Source organism: Streptomyces sp. NPDC049585 (assembly GCF_040675615.1).
In the GTDB taxonomy this organism is placed as follows: Bacteria; Actinomycetota; Actinomycetes; order Streptomycetales; family Streptomycetaceae; genus Streptomyces; species Streptomyces luteosporeus.
Map to the genome: position 1 here is coordinate 403,337 of NZ_JBFAPE010000001.1, position 25,577 is coordinate 428,913.

At 72.7% G+C, this 25,577-nt stretch carries 26 protein-coding genes; 6 read left to right on the forward strand and 20 right to left on the reverse strand.

Annotated features, from left to right (window positions below; genetic code table 11):
• Positions 1-17: 17 nt before the first annotated feature.
• From AB0K17_RS01900 to AB0K17_RS01915, 4 genes are all read right to left on the reverse strand, one after another.
• Positions 18-1,328, reverse strand: a complete 1,311-nt coding sequence (locus AB0K17_RS01900) for an AI-2E family transporter (RefSeq protein ID WP_365966796.1) — start codon at positions 1,326-1,328, stop codon at positions 18-20.
• Positions 1,329-1,449: 121 nt separating this feature from the next.
• The gene (locus AB0K17_RS01905) at positions 1,450-2,178 is read right to left on the reverse strand and encodes a transglycosylase SLT domain-containing protein (protein ID WP_365966797.1); all 729 of its coding nucleotides are present in this window, start codon (positions 2,176-2,178) and stop codon (positions 1,450-1,452) included.
• A 385-nt stretch (positions 2,179-2,563) separates the two neighbouring features.
• On the reverse strand, positions 2,564-3,886 hold the full coding sequence (locus tag AB0K17_RS01910) for a PhoH family protein (protein WP_365966798.1): 1,323 nt from the start codon (positions 3,884-3,886) through the stop codon (positions 2,564-2,566).
• Between the two features lie 592 nt (positions 3,887-4,478).
• Entirely contained in the window at positions 4,479-5,240 is a 762-nt protein-coding gene (locus AB0K17_RS01915) for an isoprenyl transferase (protein ID WP_365981766.1), read from the reverse strand.
• A 110-nt stretch (positions 5,241-5,350) separates the two neighbouring features.
• Here AB0K17_RS01915 and mgrA point away from each other — a divergent pair, with 110 nt between their 5' ends.
• A complete protein-coding gene (mgrA, locus tag AB0K17_RS01920) occupies positions 5,351-6,388 on the forward strand; it encodes an L-glyceraldehyde 3-phosphate reductase (RefSeq protein ID WP_365981767.1) in 1,038 nt (345 codons plus the stop codon).
• Positions 6,389-6,838: 450 nt separating this feature from the next.
• Here the strand turns inward: mgrA and AB0K17_RS01925 are convergent, their stop codons facing one another.
• Positions 6,839-7,558 (reverse strand): A24 family peptidase, encoded by a 720-nt coding sequence (locus AB0K17_RS01925; protein ID WP_365981768.1) that lies wholly within the window; start codon positions 7,556-7,558, stop codon positions 6,839-6,841.
• Between the two features lie 68 nt (positions 7,559-7,626).
• On the opposite strand from AB0K17_RS01925, the gene AB0K17_RS01930 reads away from it, so the two are divergent.
• Positions 7,627-8,058: a DUF192 domain-containing protein gene (locus AB0K17_RS01930; protein ID WP_365981769.1), complete on the forward strand. Its 432-nt coding sequence runs from the start codon at positions 7,627-7,629 to the stop codon at positions 8,056-8,058.
• Positions 8,059-8,283: 225 nt separating this feature from the next.
• Positions 8,284-9,375, forward strand: a complete 1,092-nt coding sequence (locus AB0K17_RS01935) for an amidase domain-containing protein (RefSeq protein ID WP_365981770.1) — start codon at positions 8,284-8,286, stop codon at positions 9,373-9,375.
• A 41-nt stretch (positions 9,376-9,416) separates the two neighbouring features.
• Here the strand turns inward: AB0K17_RS01935 and AB0K17_RS01940 are convergent, their stop codons facing one another.
• A complete protein-coding gene (locus AB0K17_RS01940) occupies positions 9,417-10,679 on the reverse strand; it encodes a hypothetical protein (RefSeq protein ID WP_365981771.1) in 1,263 nt (420 codons plus the stop codon).
• A 289-nt stretch (positions 10,680-10,968) separates the two neighbouring features.
• On the opposite strand from AB0K17_RS01940, the gene AB0K17_RS01945 reads away from it, so the two are divergent.
• Positions 10,969-11,244, forward strand: a complete 276-nt coding sequence (locus tag AB0K17_RS01945) for a hypothetical protein (protein WP_365981772.1) — start codon at positions 10,969-10,971, stop codon at positions 11,242-11,244.
• An 85-nt stretch (positions 11,245-11,329) separates the two neighbouring features.
• On the opposite strand, the gene AB0K17_RS01950 is transcribed toward AB0K17_RS01945, so the two are convergent.
• The gene (locus tag AB0K17_RS01950; RefSeq protein ID WP_365966806.1) at positions 11,330-11,860 is read right to left on the reverse strand and encodes an ATP-binding protein; all 531 of its coding nucleotides are present in this window, start codon (positions 11,858-11,860) and stop codon (positions 11,330-11,332) included.
• Between the two features lie 242 nt (positions 11,861-12,102).
• Between AB0K17_RS01950 and AB0K17_RS01955 the strand changes: the two genes are divergently transcribed.
• Positions 12,103-12,954 (forward strand): helix-turn-helix transcriptional regulator, encoded by an 852-nt coding sequence (locus AB0K17_RS01955; RefSeq protein ID WP_365966807.1) that lies wholly within the window; start codon positions 12,103-12,105, stop codon positions 12,952-12,954.
• A gap of 14 nt (positions 12,955-12,968) precedes the next feature.
• Positions 12,969-13,160, forward strand: coding sequence for a hypothetical protein (locus tag AB0K17_RS01960; RefSeq protein WP_365966808.1), 192 nt, complete (start codon positions 12,969-12,971; stop codon positions 13,158-13,160).
• A 42-nt stretch (positions 13,161-13,202) separates the two neighbouring features.
• Here the strand turns inward: AB0K17_RS01960 and AB0K17_RS01965 are convergent, their stop codons facing one another.
• From AB0K17_RS01965 to AB0K17_RS02025, 13 genes are all read right to left on the reverse strand, one after another.
• Positions 13,203-14,246, reverse strand: a complete 1,044-nt coding sequence (locus AB0K17_RS01965; RefSeq protein WP_365966809.1) for a hypothetical protein — start codon at positions 14,244-14,246, stop codon at positions 13,203-13,205.
• Between the two features lie 10 nt (positions 14,247-14,256).
• A complete protein-coding gene (locus tag AB0K17_RS01970) occupies positions 14,257-15,831 on the reverse strand; it encodes a S53 family peptidase (RefSeq protein ID WP_365981773.1) in 1,575 nt (524 codons plus the stop codon).
• Positions 15,832-15,902: 71 nt separating this feature from the next.
• Entirely contained in the window at positions 15,903-16,526 is a 624-nt protein-coding gene (locus AB0K17_RS01975) for an OmpA family protein (protein WP_365981774.1), read from the reverse strand.
• 1 nt (position 16,527) lies between these two features.
• The gene (locus tag AB0K17_RS01980) at positions 16,528-17,088 is read right to left on the reverse strand and encodes a hypothetical protein (protein WP_365981775.1); all 561 of its coding nucleotides are present in this window, start codon (positions 17,086-17,088) and stop codon (positions 16,528-16,530) included.
• A gap of 83 nt (positions 17,089-17,171) precedes the next feature.
• A complete protein-coding gene (locus AB0K17_RS01985; protein ID WP_365981828.1) occupies positions 17,172-17,843 on the reverse strand; it encodes a pilus assembly protein TadG-related protein in 672 nt (223 codons plus the stop codon).
• Positions 17,840-18,001 (reverse strand): hypothetical protein, encoded by a 162-nt coding sequence (locus AB0K17_RS01990; protein ID WP_365966813.1) that lies wholly within the window; start codon positions 17,999-18,001, stop codon positions 17,840-17,842. The genes AB0K17_RS01985 and AB0K17_RS01990 overlap by 4 nt, the downstream gene beginning before the upstream one ends.
• 298 nt (positions 18,002-18,299) lie before the next feature.
• Positions 18,300-19,196, reverse strand: coding sequence for a DUF5936 domain-containing protein (locus AB0K17_RS01995; RefSeq protein ID WP_365981776.1), 897 nt, complete (start codon positions 19,194-19,196; stop codon positions 18,300-18,302).
• 10 nt (positions 19,197-19,206) lie between these two features.
• Positions 19,207-20,154 (reverse strand): type II secretion system F family protein, encoded by a 948-nt coding sequence (locus AB0K17_RS02000; protein WP_365981777.1) that lies wholly within the window; start codon positions 20,152-20,154, stop codon positions 19,207-19,209.
• An 11-nt stretch (positions 20,155-20,165) separates the two neighbouring features.
• The gene (locus AB0K17_RS02005) at positions 20,166-21,521 is read right to left on the reverse strand and encodes a CpaF family protein (protein ID WP_365981778.1); all 1,356 of its coding nucleotides are present in this window, start codon (positions 21,519-21,521) and stop codon (positions 20,166-20,168) included.
• Positions 21,518-22,024 carry a TadE/TadG family type IV pilus assembly protein gene (locus tag AB0K17_RS02010; RefSeq protein ID WP_365981779.1) on the reverse strand — a complete coding sequence of 169 codons (507 nt, stop codon included), beginning with the start codon at positions 22,022-22,024 and terminating at the stop codon, positions 21,518-21,520. Before AB0K17_RS02010 ends, AB0K17_RS02005 begins: the two co-directional genes overlap by 4 nt.
• A 67-nt stretch (positions 22,025-22,091) precedes the next feature.
• A complete protein-coding gene (locus tag AB0K17_RS02015) occupies positions 22,092-23,714 on the reverse strand; it encodes a P-loop NTPase (RefSeq protein ID WP_365981780.1) in 1,623 nt (540 codons plus the stop codon).
• Positions 23,715-23,731: 17 nt separating this feature from the next.
• The gene (gene cpaB, locus AB0K17_RS02020; protein ID WP_365966820.1) at positions 23,732-24,454 is read right to left on the reverse strand and encodes a Flp pilus assembly protein CpaB; all 723 of its coding nucleotides are present in this window, start codon (positions 24,452-24,454) and stop codon (positions 23,732-23,734) included.
• 76 nt (positions 24,455-24,530) lie between these two features.
• Positions 24,531-25,469: a hypothetical protein gene (locus AB0K17_RS02025; protein ID WP_365981781.1), complete on the reverse strand. Its 939-nt coding sequence runs from the start codon at positions 25,467-25,469 to the stop codon at positions 24,531-24,533.
• Positions 25,470-25,577: the final 108 nt, after the last annotated feature.

Here is a 25,577-nt window from a genome sequence, read left to right on the forward strand (position 1 = left end):
GGGGCCCGCTTCCTTGTTCACTTCTCGCCGTCTCCCGGCGGAGCGCCGACGGCGTTCTCCCGCGCGTACGCCCGTAGATAACCGACGACCGTGTTGGTCACCGCCACCAGGGGCACGGCCACGACCGCGCCGCCGATGCCGGCGATCATCGAGCCGGCGGCGACGGCGAGGACGACCGCCAGCGGGTGGACGCGCACCGCGCGGCCGAGGATGAACGGCTGCAGGACGTGGCCCTCGATCTGCTGCACCGCGAGCACGACCACGAGCACCATCATCGCCGTGAAGACGTCGCGGGTGACGAGCGCCACCACGACCGCCAGCGCGCCGGAGACCACCGCGCCGACCAGCGGGATGAAGGCGAACAGGAAGATGAACACGGCCAGCGGCACGGCCATGGGCACGTTCAGGAAGAACAGCCCGATGCCGATGAAGATCGCGTCGATCAGGGCCACTATCACCGTGCCGCGCACATAGGCGGTCAGCGTCGTCCACGCCCGCGGGCCGGCGCCCGCCACACCCTCGCGGGCGGCGGCCGGCACCAGCTTCAGCAGCCACTGCCAGATGCGGGGGCCGTCGTAGAGCAGGAAGAGCGTCGAGAACATCGCGAGCAGGATGCCCGTGAGCACCTCGATGATCACCTGGACGCCCTCTATGCCCGCCGAGGTGATGTCCTTGGTGTTGGTGCCGATGGCCTCGCTGAGCTTGTCGGCGATGTTGTTGATCTGGTCCTGCGTGACGTGGAACGGGCTGTTGAGCAGCCAGCGCTTGAGCTCGGTGATGCCGTGCTGCACCTGCTGCGACAGGTCGTCGAGGTTCTCGGTCACCTGCCAGGCCACGAACCAGCCGACCAGCCCCATCACCACGAAGCCGGAGACGAAGGTCATGGCCGTGGCCAGGCCGCGCGGGACGCCGCGCCGCTTGAGCGCGCCCACGGTGGGCTGCAGCAGGGCCGTGATGAGCAGGCCGGCCACGAAGGCCAGCACCACCAGCCGCACCGCGCTGATCACACGCATCAGCACGTACAGGGTGCCCGCGAGGATCAGCAGCCGCCAGGCGACCTCGGCCGCGACGCGGATGCCCCAGGGGACGGCCGTGACCGGGTCGGGCCGTACGGCCTCGTGCCGTGCGGCCGGGGCCGCGGCGGGCCCGGCCGGGGCCGCGGCGACGGGCTGCGGTTCGGTGGGTTCGGGCGCCGTGACGCGGGCAGGCGTGGGTACGGGCCCGGGTTGTGTGCCGGACTCGGTGGCGGCCCTGCGGGTTTCGAGCCGCTCGGCGAGCCGTGTCAGACCCGCTCCCAGCCCGCCCACCCATCGTGGCAATCTGGACATTCTTCTTCCTCTACCCCACTCCCCCGTGGCCATCCCTGCTGAGACGTTACCTGGCCGGACGTGACGAGACCCCGACCGGTACCGGTCGGGGTCTCGTCATGTCAGCGGGGTCCGGAAGGACCTAGTACCACTGGTTGGCCTGCCAGAACGACCAGGCGCCGCACGGGCTGCCGTAGCGCTCGTTCATGTAGCTCAGGCCCCACTTGATCTGGGTGGCCGGGTTGGTGCGCCAGTCGGCGCCCGCCGAGGCCATCTTGGTGCCGGGCAGCGCCTGCACCAGGCCGTACGCGCCGGAGGAGGCATTGGTGGCCGTGTAGTCCCAGGTGCTCTCGTTGTTCACGATGTTGCTGAAGCACTGGAACTGGTCGCCCGGGACCATCTGCCGGGCCATCGCCTGGACCTCGGCGACGGAGTAGGAGCCCTTGACCGCGAACGAGGACGCGTCGCGCGCCGCGGAACGGCTGGCGATGTCCTCCTGGTCGCGCTTGGCGGCCTTCTCCTCCGCCTCCTGCTTCGCCTTCTTCTCCGCCTCTTCCTTCTTGGCGGTGGCGTCCTCGGCGGCCTGCTTGCGCGCGGCCTCCTCGGCTTCCTTCTTGGCGGCGGCGTCGGCGGCCTCGGTCTGCGACTCGGCCTGCTGCGTGAGGGAAGCGGACTGCGCCTGGACGTTCTGTGCGACGGGAATACCCGCGAGAACAGTGGTGTCCGCGGCGGTGGCCTCGACCCGGTCGGTCGTACCCTGGTCGTGACCCGCGGCGACACCGACAACGGCGCCAACGGTGGTGACCGCGGTGGCGGATGCCACGGCGAATCCCCGGACCGAAATCCGGCTCACACGGTTTCCTTCCAGCATCGCCCGCATAGGTGACCTCGCGGACGCGATCGTGCCCCTGGCGCTGGCCTCCGAAGGCACCGGACCCCGAAGGGCCGGCCGGTCACGGGAGGCACTGACCCGGTGGGCCCTCCGTGAGGGAGGTCCGCTCAGTGCTCGGGCGGCATACGGCGACGTTCTTCAGTTGTGTGTGATACGCAGTGCCCCCGAAGGGGCCCAAGTGCCGTATGCGGGGCCTGACAGGAACCAGACTCTGCCCGAACGACACGCCGCGAAGCAATTCTTGGGTACGTGGGAAAGCTCACACCTCGTTTATCCCGACCGATTCGCGGAAAGAGCCGCGGCACACGACGACGCGCGGCTAGGCTGCTCCGCCCGCCGCGCGCCGACCCGGGAACCAATCCCGCTAGATGCGGCCGTCCTCCAGCATTTCGGTCACCATCGCCGCGATCGGCGAGCGCTCCGAACGCGTGAGCGTCACATGCGAGAAGAGGGGGTGCCCCTTCAGCTTCTCTACCACGGCGACCACACCGTCGTACCGACCGACCCGCAGATTGTCCCGCTGCGCCACGTCATGGGTGAGAACGACCCGGGAGTTGGCCCCGATGCGCGAGAGCACCGTCAACAGCACGTTCCGCTCCAGCGACTGGGCCTCGTCCACGATGACGAACGCGTCGTGCAGCGAGCGGCCCCGGATGTGGGTCAGCGGCAGCACTTCGAGCATCCCGCGGCCCACCACCTCCTCGATGACCTCCGCCGTCGTCACCGCCGAGAGGGTGTCGAAGACCGCCTGCGCCCACGGGCTCATCTTCTCGGCCTCGGTGCCGGGCAGGTAGCCCAACTCCTGGCCGCCCACCGCGTACAGCGGTCGGAAGACCATCACCTTGCGGTGCTGGCGCCGCTCCAGGACCGCCTCCAGCCCCGCGCACAGGGCCAGCGCCGACTTGCCCGTACCGGCCCGGCCGCCCATCGAGACGATGCCGACCTCCGGGTCCAGCAACAGATCCAGCGCCACGCGCTGCTCGGCGCTGCGGCCGTGGATGCCGAACGCCTCGCGATCGCCGCGCACCAGCCGCACCGCACCGTCGGCCGTCACCCGGCCCAGCGCGCTGCCCCGCTCGGACTGCAGGACCAGCCCGGTGTGCACGGGCAGTTCCGCGGCCTCGGGCACGGACACCCGCTCGGCGGCGAAGAGTTCGTCCACCTGCTCGGAGCTGACGGTCAGCTCCGCCATGCCCGTCCAGCCGGAGTCGGTGACGGCCAGCTCCGCCCGGTACTCCTCCGCCAGCAGCCCCACCGCCGACGCCTTGATCCGCAGCGGCAGGTCCTTGGAGACGACGGTGACGTCGTACCCCTCGGCCTGCAGGTTGCGGGCGACCGCGAGGATGCGCGTGTCGTTGTCGCCGAGGCGGAAACCGGCGGGCAGTATGCCGGGATCCGAGTGGTTCAGCTCGACGCGCAGCGAGCCGCCCAGCTCACCGATCGGCACGGGTGCGTCCAGCCGCCCGTGCTGCACCCGGTAGTCGTCCAGCAGGCGCAGGGCCTTGCGGGCGAAGTAACCGAGCTCCGGATGGTGCCGCTTGGCCTCCAACTCCGTGACCACCACCACGGGCAGCACGACCTCGTGCTCCTCGAAGCGGGTCATGGCTCCTGGGTCGGCCAGCAGGACGCTGGTGTCGAGGACAAAGGTGCGCCGGTCGCCGTCACGGCGCTTCTTGCTGGTCACCACGGGTGGACGTACCCCCTCGTGCAGAGGTGAGACGCGCCGCCGGCGTGAGGCACGGGGGCGCGGGGAACGGACCGGGTGCCGGCCCTGCCAGGGTTGCCGGACCTCCGGCCCGCCACGTCGGCCGTGCGGGCGCTTGGCGCCGCTCGGTGCCCACGGGCATCGTCCTGGTGCAAAGGGCCTCCCGGGCGGGCGGCCCCATGCCACCCGCTGGCAGAGCGACGGTCCCGCTGAAGACCGCCGGCCTGCAGGGGATATTCCCGCTCCTTCGCGTGACCATGCAACGGCATATGCGACGAGCAGGTGAACGATCGACACCCCGTTGCCCGTACTGCCGTTCGCACAACGGCGCCCCTCGCCGCGGTGTTGGACCGCGTAGCGGAGCGCCCCGTAGGGGCGCGGGGAACTGCGCGATCAGCCACCGGCGGCCTGCAGACGACGTATCACCCCCGCGGGGTCCGGGCGCAGCACGGCACTTCGTCTGCGGGCGCGTCGTGGCTTGTCGCGCTCACGCGGCGGCAGCCGCAGATCGACACCGCCCCGCGCCCCTACGGGGCGCCGCGGTGGCGCGTGACGAAGATCCGCCGCACACGCCCTAGTAGCCGTACCGCCGGTGGCGTGCCGCGTAATCGCGCAGCGCCCGCAGGAAGTCGACCTTCCGGAAGGCGGGCCAGAACACTTCGCAGAAGTAGTACTCGGAGTGGGCGCTCTGCCAGAGCATGAAGCCGGACAGCCGCTGTTCACCGCTGGTACGGATGATGAGGTCGGGGTCCGGCTGGCCCTTGGTGTAGAGGTGCTTGGTGATGTGGTCGACGTCGACCATCTCGGCCAGCTCCTCGAAGGAGGTGCCGCTCTCCGCCGCCTCCAGGATCAGCGAACGCACCGCGTCGGCGATCTCCTGCCGGCCGCCGTAGCCGACGGCGACGTTGACCAGTATGCCCTCGCGGTCGAGCGTGTCCTGCTCGGCCTCCTTGAGCACCTGCTGCGTACGCCCCGGCAGCAGGTCGAGGTTGCCCACGTGGTGCACGCGCCAGCGGCCGTCGGCGGCCAGGCCGCGCACGGTGTTCTCGATGATGGCGAGCAGCGGCATGAGCTCCTCGGCCGGACGGTCGAGGTTGTCCGTGGAGAGCATCCAGAGGGTGACGACCTCGACGTCGGTCTCCGCGCACCAGCCGAGGAGCTCGGAGATCTTGTCCGCGCCGGCCTGGTGGCCCTGCTCGGTCGTCCGGCCGTCCGCCCGCGCCCAGCGGCGGTTGCCGTCGAGGATGACGCCGATGTGCTTGGGCACCTGGGCATGGTCGAGGCGGCCCTCCACCCGGCGTGCGTAAAGCCTGTACACCAGGTCGCGCAACTTCACTCTTCCTGCCCCTCCATGCCACGGCGGTCGCCCCGAGGGCGCCACCCTACTGCCAGCGTGTCGCGAGGACCCAACTAGCCCTGTCACAAGACCGTGATAGTCAGGTGCACATGACCGATCCCTCGCTCTACCGGGCGGCCCCGGCGCGCTACGACTCCATGGAGTACCGGCGCACCGGCCGCAGCGGGCTCAAGCTGCCCGCGATCTCCTTGGGACTGTGGCACAACTTCGGCGACGACCGCACCCTCGACTCGCAGCGGGCGATCCTGCGCCGCGCCTTCGACCTGGGGGTCACCCACTTCGATCTGGCCAACAATTACGGGCCGCCGCCCGGCTCGGCCGAGCTGAACTTCGGCAAGCTGCTGGAGCAGGATTTCCGGCCCTACCGGGATGAACTCGTCATCTCGACGAAGGCCGGCTACCTCATGCACCCCGGCCCGTACGGCGAGTGGGGCTCCCGCAAGTACTTGTTGTCGTCGCTGGACGCCTCGTTGCGCCGGATGGGTCTGGACTACGTCGACATCTTCTATTCGCACCGTTTCGACCCGCACACGCCGCTCGAAGAGACGATGGGCGCGCTGGCGTCCGCGGTGCACCAGGGCAAGGCGCTGTACGCGGGGGTGTCCTCCTACAACGCCGAGCAGACGCGCGAGGCGGCCCGGCTGCTGCGCGAAATGGGCGTACCCGCACTGATCCACCAGCCGTCGTACTCGATGATCAACCGGTGGACCGAGGACGACGCGCTCCTCGACACGCTGGAGGACGAGGGGATGGGCTGCATCGCCTTCGCTCCGCTGGCGCAGGGCCTGCTCACCGACAAGTACCTCCAGGGCGTCCCCGAGGGCTCACGCGCCTCCAGGGGCACCTCGCTGGACCCGGCGCTGCTGACCGGCCAGGTCGTGGAGCGGCTGCGCGGGCTGAACGCGATCGCGCAGCGCCGGGGCCAGACGCTGGCGCAGCTGGCGCTGAGCTGGGTGCTGCGGGACGAGCGGATGACCTCGGCGCTGACGGGGGCCTCCAGCGTGGCCCAGCTGGAGGCGAACGTGGCCGCACTGGGCGGGGCGCCGCTGACCAAGGAAGAGCTGGCCGAAATCGATGCCCTGGCCGTGAGTGCCGAGGGCGTCAACATCTGGGCCCAGCGGGGCTGACCCGAGGCCCGCGGAACCGGGCTCCGCACAGCCCGTCACGGAGGGTGACCGGAGGGAAAGAAAAACGGGCCGGTCCGTGGGGGGGATACGGACCGGCCCGAGGGGGGGTTTCCACCATAACCGGTCCGGGGCCGTGTTCGGTGCATCGAGGGGGGTGACAATCCGTGGCGTGCTGACCCGGAGCCCCCTATTCGATCTTGAATACGCCTCTGCGCAGGGTCCCGCCGAAGGCCGGGGGACCCTTCAGTACTGGGCCTACGGTGTAGAACCGGCCATCCTGGCGCGTTGTTCAAAGACGTACGGCGTGTCAGCCGAAAATGTCTTGCAAAGTCATCATCCGCTTGACGCCATTCCGCATTTTGGACGTGATCATGGCGGGAACGTAGCCGACATCACACCCGGATGGCGGCATGTACGGGCGCGGCGCGCGCCGCGGGCGCGTCCATGACGTCATCCCCCGGCTTTCAGCAGCACCCCCACCCAGGCTCCGGCGATCAGGAACGGCCCCAGCGGGATCGTGGCGCCGCGCGCCGCGCGGCCCGCCAGGCGCAGGGCATTGCCGTAGAGGGAGCCGAGCAGCAGGCCCGCGAAGGCTCCCGCGAGCAGGGCACCCCAGCCGTACCAGCCCAGCACGCAGCCCAGGCCCAGGGCGAGCTTGACGTCGCCGAAGCCCATGCCCGCCGGATGCAGCAGGAACAGCACCAGGTACGCCCCGCCCAGCACGGCTCCGCCCAGCAGGGCCCGCGGCCAGGAACCGGCCGCGCCCGGTATCAGGGCGGCGACGCCGAGCAGCAGCACCACGCCCGCCGCCAGCGGCAGCGTGAGGACGTCCGGCAGCCGGCGCACCGACCAGTCGACGCCCGCCAGCACCACCCCCACCGGTGCGGCCAGCAGCCACACCCCGAGCTCCGGCCGCGCCCCGGCGACTGCTGCCAGCGCCGCGCAGGCCAGGGCCGTCGCGGCGGCGGACCACGGCGCCCCCGGCCCGTACCGCCCGCCGCACACGGCGCAGCGGGCCGGGCCCAGCCAGCCCGGGACGGCGTGGCCGCACGGCGCGGCCGTGCGCCACGGCTCCTGCGGCGCCACGGCCAGCCGGTACCGCGCCCGCGCCACCAGGGCGCCGGCCAGCGCTCCGTACACAGCGCACGCGGCGATCAACAGCGAGTACATGCCGCGAGGTTACGCACGTCCGGCGCATTCCGTCCGGGCCTGTGGAAAACTCCGGCTACCCTCTGGCCATGGCTCGCCGGCAGCGCGGTTCGACACAGAACAGCTTGGCGCAGGACGGTTCCGCCCAACTCCGTCTGCCCGCCTCGGGTGTGACGGTGCGGGTCGAGGTGGCCGCCTCGGCACGATCCCGCACCCGCGGGCTCCTCGGGCGGGACGGGGTGGAGGGCGGTCTGCTGCTCGTCCCCGCCTCCGGGGTGCACACCCTGGGCATGCGTTTCTCCATCGACGTGGCCTACCTGCGCCGCGACTTCACCGTCCTCGCCGTGCGCACCATGCCGCCGGGCCGGATCGGCCTGCCGCGCCTGCGGGCGCGCATGGTGCTGGAGGCCGCGGCCGGGGCGATGAGCGCCTGGGGTCTGCGGCCGGGCGACCGGCTGGAGCTCGTCCCCCGGGAGGGGACACAGGAACAGGACAGGAACACAACCGGAACAAGATCGTGACAGTCGTGGGACAACACCACGAAACACCCGGACAAAACGTCATCCGCCGCCCACCGACCGCTATATCAGATTGACTTCGCCTTCGGTCCGGGATTCCGGCACGCATTCAATATGGCGAAACTTCGTGCGAAGATTCCGACTCACCGGTCAGCCCAGGCCGGTTTGACAAGAGGAAACTTCGTGAAGCGAAAGACGCTCATATCCGTTATCGGAGCAGGACTCACCGTGGCTGCCGCGGGTGTTCTGCTGCCGTCCACGGCCATCGGTGCACAGGACAACAACACGGTGGACAGGGCGACGACCGATTCCTTCGGCCGCCTCGCCGACGCGGTGCTGAACGAGCGCACCGCGGCCCTCCTCGACGGCCGCCGGGTCACCAGACCGGGCGACCTGCACGACAAGAAGGTGCGCGTGGCCTCGGGCCTGGCCCGCACCGAGACCTCCGGCCTGAGCTCGCTGCGCGACCGCAAGAAGGTCCTGGAGCAGCTGGGCGAGGTCTACAGCAACGCGGAGACCAAGGTCAGCACGGACGGCGTCCGTATCAAGGGCCGCACGGCCACCGTCCAGGTCACCGAGACCACGGTCCTGACGTACAAGAAGGTGCGCGGCGACGAGCCGACGACCACCGGCTTCCAGGCCCACCACGAGATGACGTTCACCCGCGGTTCGAAGGGCAGCTGGGAGCTGTCGACCATCCGCGCCAAGGACGAGGGCCCGCGCGCCGTCAACCAGCCGGTGACGACTCCGGCGCCCGCGACCGACGGTGACGGCTACCCGAAGGCGACCCCGGCCGCCATCACCTGGCCGGCCCGCCCGGCGCCCAAGACGCAGAAGGCCGGCGGTTACGACTACAAGGCCATGGCGGCCTATGCGGAGAAGTACTGGAGCCGGTACAACCCCGCCTACCCGAGCTTCAACAAGGGCGGCGGCGACTGCACGAACTTCATCAGCCAGGCCCTGAAGGCCGGTGGCTGGAAGGACGTGCCGGGCTCGGATTCCGACTACACCAAGTGGTGGTACAACTCCTCGAACCGGAGCCTGAGCACCTCCTGGGTCGGTGCCAACGAGTGGTCGTGGTTCACCCTGTCGCAGAAGCGCGCGACCAACCTGCAGAACGTCTACCAGATGGACGTCGGTGACATCCTGCAGATGGACTTCGACCGCGACGGGTCCAAGGACCACTCGATGATCGTCACCTACCGCAGCCGCATGGGCGTGCCGTACGTGACGTACCACTCCACCAACACCTTCCGGAAGTCGGTGGCGAGCATCATCGCCTCCAACCCCGACGCGGCCTACTTCGCGTACCGCACCTGACAGGTGCCCCTTCCTGCGGTGGGTCCGGCCGGGCCCACCGCTCACTCGTCGCGGCGGCGCGCCGCCAGGCTCCATGCGCCGAGCCCGATCAGCAGGGCGCTGCCCGTGCCGATGCCCGCGTAGCCGAGGATCCGCAGCCGCTCGCCGCGCCGCGCCGGCCCGGCCGCCGCCACCGGCTCCACCCCGGTGACCTGCCGGCCCCCGCCGCCCGCGCCGCCGCCCGTGGCGACCGCCGGCCGCGCGCCGGCCACGGACACGGCGAGCGCGACCGGCACTCCCCCGTCCTCGCGGACCTTGGGGCTCACGCTCACCTGCAGGTAGTACCAGCCGGGCAGGCTCATCCCGCGGGCCGCCTCCCCGCCGTCACCGCCACCGTCGTTCGCGGCCGGGGGCGTGGCCAGGGAGACGGTGGCCGGCCGCCCCTGATAGCTGCCGGTGCGGTTCATGGCGTACCCGCGCCCGGGGTTGTTCAGGCCGACCCGCAGCCCGCCGACGACGTACGGGCCGTGGGCCGCCGCGCCCGATCCGAACTCGGCGTCCGCGAAGAGCTGTTCGCCGGCATCGACCCGCACCCGGTAGAAACGCGTCTCGCCCGGACGGATCCGGTCCTGCCACGCCCCGGGGGCGATCTCGGCGGCGTCGTCGAAGCCCGTGCCGCCGCGCACCGCGCGGGCGCGGCCCGTCGGCCGCGGCGACGGCGCCTGCGAGCTCCAGCCGCCGGGTGCGCTCGGCAGCGCGGCGGCGATCGTGTGCCGCGGGGGCCCGGAGGTGTACTTGAGCTCCAGCTGCACGGGCGCGGCGTCGCCGCCCGTCGCATCGCCGCGCCGGACCACGAAGCGGTACGTACCGGCCGTGGCGCAGGCCCCGCCCGCCGCCTTCACCACGCGCTCGGCGGAGTCGGCCAGCGGGTACGCGCCGCCGGCCGAGGCGAAGGAGCGGTGCCGCACACCGCCGCAGGCGGTGCCGTCGGGGGCCAGCAACGACACGTCGATGCCGTCCCGCAGGCCCATCCGGCTGCCGGGCCGGGGCACGGCGACGGCGGAGACGTACGCGCTGGCGCGGTCGTCCAGTTCCACGCCGTAGGACCGGCTCTCACCGGGGGCGATGCTGTCGGTGTACGCCGCCGGGTCCGCCGCGAGCACGGGGGCGTTCCCGCCGGTGCCGGTGGCCCCCCGCACCGGGCTCGCCCCGGCGGCCGGCCGGTAGGCGGCCGGTCCCTCGGCGGACTGTCCGCCCGCCGTTCCCGCGTGGAGCACTCCCGCCACCCCGAACGCCGTCGCCGCCACGACGAGCCGGCCCCTCATCTCCCGCCTCCCTCACCGCGCTCCCCTGCCGTCCCCCGTCGCCGCGCAGGCCCCATCCTGCCGCGCGGAGGACGGGCGCGCGAGCGTACGCCCCGGTCGGGCGGGGCGAGTTGGGCGACGAGCGGGACGCCCGATGCCCGATGAAACCGAAATCGCCTGTTCGGTCCGCCGATTGGAACCGGAAGCGGGGGTACCGCGTCCTCAACGGCATTGACGTTCCTGTACGGTTACCGATCAGTTCCAGCCACGGCTATGGCTGGAACTGATCGGCAATTCGAAAGGAGCGACCATGCGTCGCCGCATGACCGCCATTGTTCTCGCCGCCGCCCTCGCCGGTGGCGTCGCCGCCACCCTCGCCCCGGCCGCCCAGGCCGCAGGCGTGACCTGCGACGTCCGCAAGCTGCACCAGGAGGCCGACCAGCTCAAGCGCGAGGCCGCCCGCCAGAAGAGCCAGGGCCAGCGCGAGGCCGCCCGCCACACCCTCGACCGCGCCTACCAGCTCGAGAAGCGCGCCCAGCAGTGCGAGGCCGCCGACCACAACACCAGCGGCCCCTTCGGCGGCTGATCGCCCCCTGATCGGCTCCTGACAGCGACCGCTCCGGCCCTTCCATACAGGAGGCCGGAGCGGTTCGTCTTGGGGCCGCTCCTGTTCAGCTCAGGGCCGCCGCGTACTGAGCGGCCCCCTCCCTGGGCAGGTTCACCCATACCTTCGTCCCCTCGCGGGCAGGTGCCGGCCGGACCACGCCCCACTTCCCCTTGCACTCGTGCACGACGCACGCCAGCAGATACAGCATCTTGTTCCGGCGCGCCGCACACTGCGCGGAACTGTCCACATCGGAGTGGCCGGTGTGTGGATCCCACACCGTGATGCACACCCCCTCCACTTCGTGCCGCCACCGCAACGACAGGTACAACACCTGACCGGGCTCGAACAGCGCCGCACACGCCACGAGCTCACCGGTCGCCTGCAGGGCGGGCGGCACGAGGTCCCCGAGCCCGTGCGCCTCCAGGGCCCGGTACACCCCGGCCCGGGCCACGGCTGCGGCGTGCGGCTCACCGGGAATGGCATAGGTGCACGCGAGGTCGTACGGGTCCCGGTGCGGGGCCGGGCTCTGCCGCACGTGATCGGCGGCATCGGACGCGGCGGGGTGGACGACCGGGCAGAGGCTGACGGATGCCATGCGGCGCTCCCGTGGGGGTGAGTGAGTGATGAGCACGCGCGCCCCGGCCCTCGCGGTGGCCTGTCCCCCACCCGTGGAACGGGCGGCGGATGCGCTTCCGCTGCGCGGGGCTTTGGCGGTGCGAGCTCGAAGCTAGACCGCGCCAGTGGCACGGTGCCACCAAAGATGTGGCTATTGCCCCTATCGAGTGACGGTTTGCGCGCAAGAGTACGGCTGCGCGGTCCCACCGGTAGGAAGGTGGCATGCCACCCAGGAAGACACCGACCGAGCGCCAGAAGCGGCTGGGAGCCGAACTGCGCAGGATGCGGCTCGCCGCAGGCCGATCGACCGACTACGCAGCGGGATTGCTCGGCATTGACCGCACGAAAATCTCCAACATCGAGGCCGGCGTGCGAGTCATCACTCCGGAACGCGTCCGCTCGCTCGCCTGTAACTACGCCTGCCCGGACGACCAGTACATCGAGGCCCTGGCTGCCATGGCCGACGAGCGGGGGCAGGGGTGGTGGGAGGACTTCAGGGGCACGGTGCCCGCAGGCATGCTGGACATCGCCGAGTTGGAGTGGCACGCGACACGGGTACTGACCTCACAGGTCATGCACCTGCCTGGCCTGCTGCAGACCGAGGACTACGCCCGTGCGATCTTTGCAGCAGTCCTGCCCCCCATGCCTCGGCTGGAGGTCGAGCTCCACGTGGCACATCGCATGCAACGGCAACAGGTCTTCGAACGGGAACGAGCCCAGGATTACGTGGGCTTCATCCACGAAGCGGCGCTGCGGATGCAGTTCGGGGGACGGCGGGTGATGCGCCAGCAGCTGAACCACCTGCTGCTCATGTCCGAGCGGGACCACATCGTGCTCCGTGTGGTCCCGGTCGAGACGGGCGCCTTCCCCGGGGCCGGCCACGCGATGTTGTACGCGGAAGGTCCGGTCCGGCAGCTCGACACCGTGCAGCTCGACTCGGCGGACGGCCCGATCTTCGTCCACGCCGAATCGCAGCTGGAACGGTACCGCTCACATCTCGACTGGATGGAACGGTCCGCGCTCGATCCGGCCCATTCGCGAGGCTTCATCCACGACGTCGCAAGCGACCTCTGAAGAAGGCACTCACCATGGATGACATCACCTGGGAAGCACCCTTCTGCGGCGCAGGAAACAACTGCTTCCGCTTAGGCACCGACGAGGCCGGCAACGGCTACATAGCCGTCGCCGGCGACGAGGACCACTACCTCACCGACACCCGCGAAGCACTCCGCACCCTCATCCGCGACATCAAAGCCGGCAAGGCCGACCACCTGCTGTGACAACGGGCCGGGGAGCGGGTGGCGAGTGCCGCTCGGCCCCGGTCACTTCCCCTCCACCCCTCGCGTGGAGTCGCGCGCGCTGTCGAGGACCTTCTTCCCCTGCCGGTCGATCAGCCGGGTCACCGACTCCTGCAGGACGCCGAAGATGACCGCCCAGGCGACGATCTGCGGGCCGTTGTCCAGGGCCGTCAGGCCGGGGACGACGCCGCCGTGGATCAGGAAGACGCCGAAGAGCGCGGCCAGGGCACCGACGGGGAGTCTGAGCAGGATCAGCATCATGGGGACGGAATAGGGCGTGGTGGTCCCCTGGATGTCCCGCAGGGAGACGGCCCCCGCCAGGGCCGCGGCGCCGAGGCCGGACAGCTCCACGAGCAGGACGTCGCGCCCGGAGGCATGGGGTCCGACCGGGCAGGCGACGGCGGGGTGCAGGTTGTCCGGGGTGGGCGGCTGTTCGAAGCACAGGTTGCGGGGGACGACGTGCGGCGCGGCGTACCCCCAGATGACGAACAGGGCTGCGATCAGGCCGGTCGCCATCACCGAAATCAGCAGGATGTTGCGGAAGCTGCGCACCCGGGCGCGCTCCGTCTCCTCGGCGTCGTGCGCCGCCAGGAGCGTGGTGATGGCCAGCTCCCTCAGGTGCGGGCCGAGCTGGTTGTTGGAGGTCTTCAGCTCGCTTTCGAGGGCTCTCAGCCGAGGGTCCTCGGCGCCGAGGTGCTGACGCGCCTGGGCGAGCACGACCATGCCGTACCAGCGCAGTTCGTCCCTCGGGACGAGGCGAACGATCTTCACCTCGGCCTTGTGGACGTTCGAAAAGATCCGGTCGACCGTCGCACTCTTCGCGGACCGGGGACGGTCGTTGACGGCGTTTCGCGCCGCCGCCAGATGCGCGTTGGCCTTCTTCGCGAGCGCGTCGTCCCCGGGGGTGAGCGGTTGCGCGGTGATCCGGTCCATCTGCGCCTGGAGATGGGCGATGTGGGCGCTGGCGCGCTGCCGCCACGCCTGCGGGCTTCCCTTGGCGGCAACGTCGCCTGCGCCGTCCGGGTCCAGCCGGGGCGTGGGCGGGGGTGAGGGCGAGGACGAGGACATGACGGCCCCCTCAGGCCGGGACGGCGGCCCGCAGCCGGTCGAGGAGTTCGGTGCCGTTCGGGGTGCCGAGGCCGGTGCAGGCGTCCCAGCCGCTCGTCGCGGTGAAGTGACCGTTGTCGCCCTGGGTGATGTCGCGGAAGCCGGGAGCCGTGTGTCCGGGGATCGCGCCCGGGTACAGCAAGGGCTGCAGCAGGCCCAGGGGGCGCCCGAGGGCCTCGGAGAGCCGGCAGGCGAGGGCCGCCCACAGCGGTGCCACCGCGCTCGTCCCGCCGACGACCTGCCGCTGACCGTCGACGAGGACCTCATGGCCGGTCTCGGGGGCGGCGACGGCGGAGACGTCCGGCACGCCCCGTCCGGCGGGGTGGCCGGGCACGGTCGGCACCCCGGCCTGGGACTGCCAGGTCGGCAGCCGGAAGGCGTGGCTCACGCCTCCCCCGGTGCCCTGGCCGTCGGTGTGCCACACCGTCTCGGACCGTATGGTGCCGTGCACGGGGTCGGCGTCCAGGTGGGTGCCGCCGCAGGCGACGACGTGCGGGCTGGACGCGGGGAAGTCGGTGTGCGGCTTGCCGTCGTGCGCGCCGTCGGTGCTGGCGTCGTCGCCCGAGGCGGCGAAGACGGACACGCCCAGGGCGGCGGCGTCGACCAGGGCCTCGTCGAAGAGGTTCCTGGACTGGGCGGTCCAGTTCGCTTCCATGGCACCCCAGCTGATGCTGACCGCCGCGGGGGTCGGGTCCGCGGCGACGGCGGTGGCCAGGGCGTCGACGAAGCCCTGGGCGCTGTTCGGGGCGAAGTAGACCACCTGCCGGGCCCCGGGTGCGAGGGCGCCGGCCACCTCGATGTCGAGCATCACTTCTCCGTCGGGTCCGTCGGGGTTGCCGTCGGGGGCGTTCCTGGCACCGTCGACGCCGGCGGGGACGACGGTGGGGGCGGGGCTGATGCCCAGGCCGGAGAAGTACGCGTCGAGGTCGTGCTGCCGCGCCCCACCGCCGAATTCGAGGAGCGCCAGGGTCCGCCCGCTGCCGTCGGTCCCCTGCGGGAAGTCGTAGACGCGGGCCAGGTCGGACGGGGCGTACGAGGTGGGCGCGGCCGCCCGCCGGCGCCGGAAGTGGGGGCGGGCCTGCGGCCGGTCGTCCAGGCCCTGCACGCCGACCACGACGTTTCGCCACTCGGGCAGGATGCGCAGCTCGCCCTCGCGCTGGCGGTGCTCGACCTGGCCGCCGGTCGCCGGATCGGGGCTCTCGACGCGTTCCATCGCCCCGGGGTCGACGACCTGCCGGATACGGGCGAGGGGGCCCTTGAGCCTGACCTGGCGGGGGTGCGGGGCGTCCACCATCTGCAGCCCGTGCTGCTCGGCGGTGCGTCGGACGAGGTCCACGTCGGCGGGGTCGGCGCCGTAGCGTTCGGCCAGTTCGTCCCGCGAGACGGTCTGCGGCCCCTGGACGAGGCCGGCGGGCACCCCGGCGCGGCGCCGCAGCGTGAGGGTGACCTCGATCTGCTCGGAATCGTCGACCGGCCCGAGGGGGCGCGCGTCCGCGATCGGGGCGCGGGTGCTGTCGGGGAGGCCGATCATGTCGTTCCTGGTCATGATTTCAGTGTTCGCGCTGCGACAAAGGGCTACAACTCAGGATCAAAAGGGCAGGTCACCGCGGTCCGCGCTCAGCCTCCGCCGCGGGGGAAGGTGACCTCCACCCGGCGGTTCTTGCGGCGTCCTTCCTCGGTGGCGTTGTCGGCGATGGGGTACTGCTCGCCGTAGCCGCGGATCTCGTAGCGGACGGCGGAGGAACCGAGGTTCTTGGCCAGTTCGCGCTGCACCGCGTTGGCGCGTTCCTTGGACAGGGCGGTGCCGTGGTCCGTCGGGCCGAGGTCGTCGGTGAAGCCGAAGACGCGCACGGTCCTGGCGTGCTGCCGGCGGGCCTCGTCGGCGATCGTACGGATCCGGGAGACGGCCGCCGGGCCGAGGCCGGAGCTGTCCTTCTCGAAGAGGACCTCGGCCTGCAGGGCGAAGGTGACGTCGGTGTTGGTGTCCACGCGGCGCTCGTCGCCGTCGTCCGTCTCGACGACCGACTTGACGTCGAGCACACGGCCCGCGGCGAGGCGGGCGCCGCGGCGCAGCTTCAGGCCGGGGGCGGTGGGGTCGATGCGGACGGGCGCGGTGGTGCCGGGCGCGGTGCCCGGCCCGGCCGCGGTGGCGGGCACGGCGGCCGGGGGTGCGGACAGCGCGAGGACGGTCGCGGCGGTGAGCACCGCCGTACGGGCGTGGGTATGCGTCGGCACGGCCATCTCACCCCGAGATCCTGATGCGGACGGACGGCATGGTCGGCAGTTGGAAGTCCACTTCGGTGACGGCGGCCGGCGGGGCGGGGAACTGGGCGTAGACCGCGCGGCTCTCGCCCGGCCGGATGCCGACGAGGCCGGTGGTGCACAGGCACTCGCCGTCGGTGTCGCGCAGGACCAGGTAGCGCTTGCGGCCGGCCGGGTCGACGAGGGACGCCCCGGAGACGGAGGACTGCGACTTGATCTCCGTCTCCTTCGAGCGCCAGGCGACGGGCGTGTAGGGCTTGGTGCCCCGGTTGGTCACCGTGCCGCCCACGGTGAGGAAGCCGCCCTTGTCGCGGACGGCGGAGGTGAGGGTGACCACCACCCCTTCGGGGCCCTTGAGTTCGCCGAGCACGGCGGTGGGGGCGGGGGTGGGCGCGGCGCCGGCGCCCGAGGTGGGGCTGCCGGCCGACTGCAGGTCGATGTTCTTCTTCCCTGCGTCGTCCCCGCCTCCGCATCCGGCCAGGGCGAGGGCTGTCGCTGTCACTGTCACGAGGGCTGCTGCTCCGGCGATCCGCGAGGTCATGGTCGCTGGTCCTTTGCTGGTCGCTGGTCGCTGGTCGTTCGGCTCGTTCGGCGCGTTCGGCGCGCACGCGGACCCGGCCCGGCTCATTCGGTGAGGCGCACGGTGAACAGGTCCGCGGCCCGGACGGCCGCCGGGGGCTGCCCGGGGCCGACGACGAGCACCCTGCCGTCGCACAGCAGCCGCACCGCGCCGCCGGGCGCGCCGGGCGTCGGCGGCGCGGGGGATGCCGTCGACGAGGCGGAGGGGGAGGGGGTGGGGGTGGGGGTCGGCGTGGGGGCGGGGGCCGCCGTGCAGCGCGGCTCCACCACCGCCTCGGCCGTCGCCGTCGCGTGCCGCGTCTGCGTCCCCGGAACGACGGAGTCCCCCACGGTGCGCTGCGAGGTCACGGTGACGGTGAACGAGCCGGGCGCGTTGCCGGGCCCGCAGCTGACGCCGGGGCGCGCGCCGTTGGCGCCCGCGTACGTGTCGGCCGCCGCGCACGCCTGCCCGTCCCGCGCGCCCCGGCCGGCCAGCCAGTCGGCCCAGCCGGTGCCGGCGCCCAGCGCGGCGAGGAAGCCGGTGCGCAGCTGGTCCCGGTAGTCCTGGGCGGCCGCCAGGGCGGCGGCGTCGGCCGCGGTCTGGGCGCTGTTGCGCAGGGCCCCGGCCCGGCCGACGGCGTAGAAGGCCAGGGCGAGGAAGAGCAGGGCCGCCACGGCGGTGATGTAGAGGGGGAACGCCTGGCCCGCGTCGCGGTGCGGACGGGACCCGGCGCTCAGCCGGTGATCTTGCTGATCTGGTTGGTGATCGCAGTCGCGATCATCGTGCCGAAGTCGGTGGTGGTCAGCACCAGGATGATCGCCACGACCACCGCGATGATGCCGAGGTACTCGATCGACGTCTGGCCCCGGTCCTGCCGCCAACGGTTGCGCCTCATGATTCCCTCCTCGGGAGGCTTCGACTGTGTGCGTACGAGCCCATTGCCTTCCCCTGTGGGGGAGTTGGGACACCATGGGACTCACCCCCGCTCGGCGGCGACGCCTTCGGACGACGACTGTCCCACATCGCGTTGCAGCCGCGAAGGCCCTTCACGGTCTTCGCGCAATTGCCCGGCGGGCGCCGCGCCGTCCTGCGGTCCGTGCTCCGAGCAGGGTGCGGCGTGGTGGGGGGATATGTGGGTGTGCTGGGACGCGTTCGCCATCGGGGCGACTCTCCTCTCACCGGTCCTGGCATGCTCAATCCCCCGTGATGGAGCCGAAGTCGGTGCCCGAGCCCAGGAAGAAGCCCGCGATCAGCAGGATCATCGTCCCCGGGACCATGAACGTCGTGATGACCATCGTCGCCTTCGGCACGGCCCGGGCCGCGCGCCGCCGCGCCTGCTGGGCGTCCGTGCGGCGCATGTCGGTGGCGATGCCGATCAGCGTGTCGACGATGGGGGTGCCGAGCTCCTCGCCCTGCTGCAGAGCGGTGACGAACTGGGCGACCTGCTCGGAGTCGTTGCGCCGGCGCAGCTCCTCGAAGGCCTGCCGCCGGCCGACGCCCATGTCCAGCTGGCGCAGGGTGATGCGCAGTTCGTCGGCCCACGGGCCCTCGTAGCGCTCGGCCACCCGGTCCAGCGCCTGCCGAAACCCCAGGCCCGCGCTGACGACGACGGCGAGGACGTCCAGGAAGTCCGGCAGGGTGCGCTCGATGGCGTCGCGCCGCTCACGCACGGCGACCCGGATGCCGACCTCGATCCAGAACAGACCGAAGGCCACCAGCACTGCGGCGGCCACCGGCTGCCCCTTGGCGAGCATCACCAGGGCCCCGCCGAAGCCGAGCGCGCCGTAGACGGCGCGCCGGGCGGCGTAGCGGTCGACGGTCAGGCCGCCCGGGTTGCCGGCGCGGTCGATCCGGCGGCGTACCCGGGCCACGCGCCCCTCGCCCATCAGGCGCAGCACCAGCGGCGCCCAGCGCATGCCGAGGCGGTCGACGGCGGAGCCCACGGCCGTCGTACGGCTCGCGCCGACCTCCAGGGCGACGGCGAGGTCCGGTGGCAGCCGCGCGTCGCTGCGCAGCAGCGCGATGCCGTACCAGGCGCCCGCGACGGACACGCCCGCAAGGAGGGCCAGCAGCAGTGCGATCGGCTCCATCGGCGACTCCTCACACGTCGATCTTCGAGAGCCTGCGGATGAGGAAGAACCCCGCCCCGTACAGGGCGAACGCCACGACCACCGCCGTGCGCCCCCACCAGTCGGCGGTCATCCGGTCGATCGAGCCGGGGGCGATGCGGTCCATCAGCAGGAGCGTGCCGATACCCATGAGCGGGACGACGTAGGCGGTGACGGTCACCTGCGAGAGCTGGGTGCGCACCTCGCGCCGCGTCTCCTTGCGCTCCTCCAGGGTGGTGGTGAGGTTGCGCAGGGAGGTGACGACGGTGCCGCCGGCCCGGTGCGAGAGGACGAGGGTGGTGACGAGGACGACCAGTTCGCGGGAGGGGAGCCGGTCGGCGAGTTCGCCGAGGGCCTCGTCGACGGAGTGGCCGACGGCCAGCCGGTCGGCGACCCGGGCCAGCTCCTCGCCGGCCGGTGCCTCCATCTCCTCCGCGGCCATGCCCAGGGCCGTGCGCAGGGCGAGGCCGGCCTGGGTGGCGTTGGCGAGGATGCGGGCGAGTTCGGGCAGCTGGTTGATGAACTTCTCGATCCGTTTGCGCCGCTGCCAGGCCAGGAAGCCGTGCGCCGACCAGACGGCGACCACCGCCGCCAGCGGCCCGAAGAACGGTGCCAGGGCCGTGGCCGCCAGCAGCCACAGCCCCACCGCCGCGACCACCGTGTACGCGGCGAACTCACCCACCGTCACGTCCAGTCCCGTCGAGGCGATGCGGCGCTCCAGCCACCGCCCGGCGCGCGTGGCGCGCAGCCGGCGGTCGATGCGACGGAAGGGCCGCCCGCGCCCGGCGGACGCCGGGGGCCCGGTGTCCGTCAGGCGCTCGACCAGGGCCTGGTGCCGGTCCCGCCCGGTGAGGTACGCCCGTACGCCCGTGACGGCGAGGGCGCCGCACAGCAGGGTGGCGCCGGTGGTGGCGGTGGTCAGGAGTGCCGAGTGGTCCATGGGCGGGTGCCTCACCTCTCCGTTCCGGTGGCCGTTGCCGTGGCCGTTCCGGTGGCCGTTGCGGTGGCCGTTGCCGTGGCCGCGAAGGCCTGGGGTACGGCCTCGCCGGCGAGCCGGAGCCGTTCGGCGGCCCGTCGGGGCAGGGGGAAGTGCGCGAACCGCCCGCGCACGAGCCGGTCGGCGCCCATCGGCTCGGCCTCGAAGCGCGCCACGGGCACCAGGCGGTGGCCGGGCTCCAGCAGGGCGATCTCGGCGATGCGGCGGGTGCCGTCCGGGTGCCGGGCGAGCTGGACCAGGCAGTCGACAGCGCTGTCGATCTGGTCGCGCAACGCCTCGTACGGGATCTTCACCTCCGACATGGACGCGAGGGTCCGCAGCCGCATCAGCGCGTCCTCGGCACTGTTCGCGTGCACGGTGGCCAGCGAACCGTCGTGACCGGTCGACATGGCCTGCAGCATGTCGAGCGTCTCGCCGCCGCGCACCTCGCCGACGATGATGCGATCGGGGCGCATGCGCAGGGAGTTGCGCACCAGATCGCGAATGGTGATGCGGCCCTTGCCCTCGACGTTCGGCGGGCGCGACTCCAGCCGGATGACGTGCGACTGCTGCAACTGCAGCTCGGCGGCGTCCTCGACGGTGATGATGCGCTCCCCGTCCGGGATCAGCCCCGACAGCGCGTTCAGCAGCGTCGTCTTTCCGGCACCGGTCGGACCGGACACCACCAGGCTGAACCTCGCCCGCACCAGGGCCGACAGCAGCACCACCATCTGCTCGTCCAGCGTGCCCACGGCGACGAGCTCCGGCAGCGTGTAGGCGCGCGGGAAGCGGCGGATGGTGAGCGTGGGGCCGTCCAGGGCGAGCGGCGGAATGATGACGTTCACCCGCTCCCCCGTCGGCAACCGCGCGTCCACCATCGGATTCGACTCGTCCACACGGCGGTTGACGGTCGAGACGATCCGCTCGATCGTCTGCATCAACTGCTCGGTGGACGCGAACCGGACGGGCACGCGCTCGACGCGGCCGGCCCGCTCGACGAAGACGTGCTCCGGGCCGTTGACCATGATCTCGGTGACGGAGGGGTCCTCCAGCAGCGGCTCCAGCACGCCCAGGCCCAGGGCCTCGTCCACGACCCGCCGGATCAACCGGTCCCGCTCGGCGGTCGACAGCACCGGGCCCTCACGGCTGATGATGTGCCCCAGCACCCGTTCCAGACGCGACCGCCGCTCGTCGGCCGTCAGCGCCGACATCTCGGCGAGATCGATCTCCTCCAGCAGCTTCGTGCGGTACACCGGCACCAGGTGGGCCGCCACGGCCTCCCGGGCACCGGGGGCCGCGGGCGCGGCGGGCATACGGGCGCGCAGACTCACGGGCCCGCCCCCTGCGCCGGGCACGCCATCGTGGCGGTGCGGGTCACGGAGAAGCCGGTGCCGGGCAGCAGGGCGGGCACGTCGACCGTCACCGTGGCGGTGGCGGCGCCCGCCGCCGCCGCTTGGCAGGGGGTCGCCTCGACCGCCGCCCGGTCCGCGACCCAGCCGGTCACGGCGGCCCGCGCCGCGGCGACGGGGCTCCCGCCGCCGCGGGGACCGTCCACCGTGGCCGTACGCGCCGCGGCGCGGGCCGCCGTGCCGGCCTGCTGCGCGGCGAAGGCGGCGAGGCCTAGGTGGACGGCGCCGAGCGCGACGAGCAGCAGCAGCGGCAGGAACCCGAGGAATTCGATGGAGGCGGAGCCGCGGTCGCGGGGGTGCGGGTGGGGCCCTGCCGGGGGCCTTCCCCCACCCCGCCCTTTCCCGAAACCGGGGCTCCGCCCCTCGGACCCCCGGACCGGGCTCCGCCCGGTGTCCTCGAACGCCGGACGGGCCGGATACGGCACCCGCCGGTTTGTGGGCAGGCGTTCCGGGCCCGGGGCGCAGCCCCGGCGAACGCGGACGGTCCGCACGTCAATCCTCCCGCGCCACGCCCGCCGTGCCCGTCACGCTCCACGGCAGGTTCACCGCCCCCGGGAACAGCACCGGCACCCGGACCCGCACCGTCGCCCGGTAGACCGGGCCCGATGTCCCGCAGTCGGGTTCCGCATGCCACGCCGCCGGCAGGTCGGCCCGGGCGACGGCCGTGCAGTCGCGGCCCACCGCGCCCGCTCGGGCGGCCTTGTCGGCCGCGTGGCCGGCGAGGGAGTACGCGTAGCCGACCAGGACGCACTGCCAGATCACGGCCAGGGCCACGAGGATCAGCGGCAGGATGCCGACGAATTCGACCGTCGTCTGGCCGCGGTCGCCGAACCGCCGCCGGAAGCGGCCGCCCGCCGGTACGGGCGTGAGCTGGTCGGCGCCGGTGCCGCCGCGTGCGGCGGCCTCCAGTGCGTGCCGCCGCCGCGGCGGCGCGGTCAGGCCGAGTTCGGCTGCCAGGCCCCACAGCGCCTGCCGTACCGCGGAGCGCGGGTCCAGGTCCTGCATGCGGCCGGCGTCGACCGCGCCCTGGAGTTCCTTGTATCCGGCCGGAACGGTCGTGCGTGCCGTGCGCGTGCCCGTCGTGCGGGCGACGAGCGAGGGCTGGATCTCGGCGTGGCGGGTGTGGCGGTTGACCACGGTGGTCGTCTCCTCGGGCGTACGGATGCGCAGCCGCTCCCAGAGCCTGACCATGCGTTTGGCGGCGCGTACCGCGACCACGTCCGGCGTGGTGACGAGGACGGCGACGTCGGCGGTCTCGATGACCGCCGCGCCGGCCGCGGTGATCTGCGTGCCGCAGTCGACGACCACGACGTCGTAGCGTGCCCGCAGGGCGGCCGTGATCTGGCGGGAGGCGAGGTCGCCGACGTCCTCGCCGCGTTCGCCCTCGGCGGGGGCGAGGAGGAGGGCCACTCCGGCGGGGTGGGGGTAGAGGGCGTCCTGCAGGACGCGCGGCGAGATGTCGCTGATGCCGGCGAGGTCGGCGGCGGAGCGCCGGAACTGCACGTCGAGGTAGGAGGCGACGTCACCGGACTGCAGGTCCATGTCGGCGAGGGCGACGGTGCGCCCGGCGGCGCCGGCGGCGAGGGCGAGCTGGACGGCGGTGACGGTGGTGCCGACGCCGCCCTTGGCGCCGGCGACGGCGACGAGCGTGCCGCCGGGCGCGGGGCCGCCGGCGGCCGCGGAACCGCCGCTGTCGCCGCCGCCGAGGTGGCGCCGGACGCCGACGGCCCAGTGCGCGGCGGCCTGGACGCGGGCGCCGAGGTCCTCGGCGGTGAGCGGCAGGACGGCCAGGCCGCGGGCGCCGCAGTCCATGGCGGCGGCGTACAGGGCGGGGCCGGCGTCGGCGGTCACGAGGATGACGCCGGTGGCGGGGAAGCGCAGGGCGATCTCGCGGACGAGTTCGAGGGCGGGCACGGGTCCGATGCGCTCGTGGACCAGGACGACGTGGGGCAGGTCGTCGAGGGGGCCGGCGCCGAGCACGGCGAGGGTGTCGAGCAGGCGTGCGGAGTCGCCCACGCTCTGCAGGGGCCGCACGCCTGGGAGCCGGAGCAGGAGATCGCCGAGGAGGCGGTCGGTGTCGGGGTCGCCGACGGCGGGGAGGAGGGTGATGGTCACCGGTGGCCTGCCTCCGTTCACTTGTCCGCGTCGAGGGTGTAGGTGCGGTCGCCGGGCGGCACGGTCTCCTCGCCGCCGGGGGCGAGGAGGGCGAGTCGTACGTGGGAGGCGAAGGATTCGGCGTAGGCGACGCGCTGTGCGTCCTTGGTGTCGAGGGCGAAGGTGATCGGTACGGCCTCGCCGGGCTGCCGGGTGGTGGCCCCGCCCGGGCGGCTGTCGCCGTCGCGCGCCAAGGGGGTCAGTTTGCCGACGTCGATGACCTGGGCGCCGCTGACGATGACGCGGGAGACGGGTTTGGCGCCCTGGTCCTTGGCGTCGAAGGTGGCGTAGATGTTGACCTTGGAGCCGGGGCGGATCTTGCCGGCCACGCCCGTGGCCGCGTCGATCATGATGGCGATCTCCTGCCGGCCGGGGGCGAGCGCCGGGCGGGCGACGAGCATGTCCTCCTGCAGCAGCGAGCCCTTGTGCAGCGGCGTGACCGCGATCCTTCCGCGTACGGCGGCGAGGTCGGTGACGGCGGTGGCGGGCAGCCAGCGCCGGGGCATGGAGATCTTCTCGAACGCGTCGGCGGGCAGGTCGCGGTAGGCGGGTACGTCGGTGCGCAGCCGGTAGGCGGTGGTCTCGGGGCCGACCTTGGCCTCGGCGTCCGAGATCACCGAGAACACCCCGGCGACGGCGCCGAGGGCGCACAGGGCCGACAGGAGCAGCAGGAGGACCCCGCGTCGCTGGCGTGAGTTCATGGGACGACCGACCTCGTTCGGGCCTCGTACGGAACGGCGGTGTGCGGGAGCGGGGGCTGCGGCACGGCGGACCGCCTCAGCGGACGGAGCCCGTCGGGGCCGCGTGGCGCGCCCCGGCCGGCGGGCCGAGGGCCGCGGGGGCGACGGCGGTGGGGGTGGCCGTGGCGGGGGCGGCGGGGAGCGCGGCGGCGCGTGCGACGGGCGCGGAGCAGAAGCCGCAGCGGTCGCCGATGAGTTCGAGCCCGCACCAGCGGCACTGCTCCCGGCGCACGGAGGCGATGAGCTGGTAGAGCACGGAGGGGTCGGGGATGGCGGCCGCGAACTCGACGGCCCGGGGGGTGCCCCACCAGCGCCGCGATGCGGCGGGCAGCGGGGTGATCTCCTGGATGCCCTGGACCCGCCAGTGGGGGGCGAGGGTGCCGGTGACCCAGTCGGCGTCGCGGCGGGGCCGCCCGCGGGCGACGGTGAGCCGGGTGGGGAAGCCGGGGCCGCCGGGCGGTGGCTCGGCACCCACCCGCAGCAGGTGCCGTCTGGGGTGGACGAGGACGCCGAAGTGGGCGCCGGGCACGAGGGAGGTCAGGTGGGCGCCGAGGGGGACGTCGATGCGGTCGAGCCGGGTGAGGGAGGGCAGTTCGGCGCCGGCGTGGACGTAGTGGGTCAGCAGCCGGGCGGCGGAGGCGAGCACGCCGGGCCCGAGGTCGGACAGGGACAACTGCCGTAACTGGCGGGCCAGGACGGCGACGGCGAGCGGGGGCAGGGCGAGCGGCAGGAGGGCGACGCGGGTGCTCTCCAGCAGTGCGCGCACGGTGTGCAGGCGGCGCACATGGCCGGCGGGCAGGGAGTCGGGGTACAGCACGACGAGGTGGCCGCACTCCTGAAGCAGTGCGGCGGCCTGGGTGACGGCGGTCTCCAGTGGCTGTTCCTCGGGCGGCTGCAGCACGGCGGCGGCCGGTGCGGGCCCCTCGGTCGGGGGGAGCACCAGGTCGGAACTGGTCACCGCTATCGCAATCGGCACGTCGGCTTCCCCGTTCACTCCGGCCGCGGGGGCTCCGGCGGTCGCAGATCGATACTGCCCACTGCTTGCGCCTCCGCACTTTATCCACGATCGGAGCGGCTGAGAACC